The organism is Bartonella capreoli (assembly GCF_902813205.1).
Taxonomy (GTDB): Bacteria; Pseudomonadota; Alphaproteobacteria; order Rhizobiales; family Rhizobiaceae; genus Bartonella; species Bartonella schoenbuchensis.
The window spans coordinates 1-556 of record NZ_CADDZX010000117.1 but is presented as its reverse complement, the minus strand read 5'-3'; the positions used below and the strand labels follow the sequence as shown (position 1 = coordinate 556).

Below are 556 nucleotides of genomic sequence, written 5' to 3'. Positions count from 1 at the left end.
GCCCGTTAATTTATGGGCGTCCCTTTCAACCAGTGGCATGATGCGTGTGAATTTACCCGATACTAAATCTCGTCTCACCATTGCAATGGATGGGGATGATGCGGGGCGTAAAGCAGGTTTTAGCCTAGCAAAGCGTGCTTATAGCCAAGGCTTTGAGGTCTTTATCATGCAAGCTCCAAAAGGAGCCGATTTTAATAACGTATTACTTTCTCAAAAGAGGGAACTATGAAAGATAGTCATTTACAAAACAACAATGAAAATACCCCCGTCAATGATAACGATAATGCCTCTTTAAACGATAATGCTTGTTTAAAAGTCATTCCTTATGAACAAGCCTTGCAACAAAATGGGTGGGGAGAATTACAACCAATTGAGAATGCTCTTTTACCCGTCGAGCCTTTTAATCCATTACAGCTGCCAATGTCATTCATGAACTATATTTATGACGTTTCAGAGCGTCAACAAGCTCCAATGGATTTTATTGCTGTCTCTGCTCTCTGTGGTTTGGCTGCTGTCATTGGCAATGGCGTACGGATTGCTCCAAAACAACATGATG

At 41.7% G+C, this 556-nt stretch carries 1 protein-coding gene and 1 pseudogene; both read left to right on the top strand.

Going from position 1 to position 556, the window contains the following annotated elements:
* The coding region (locus J7R05_RS07615) for a toprim domain-containing protein (protein WP_208541805.1) at positions 1 to 229 on the top strand (229 nt) is incomplete at its 5' end.
* Positions 226 to 556 (top strand): annotated as a pseudogene (locus J7R05_RS07610) (YfjI family protein); the annotation flags it as partial. The gene J7R05_RS07615 and the pseudogene J7R05_RS07610, both read left to right, overlap by 4 nt.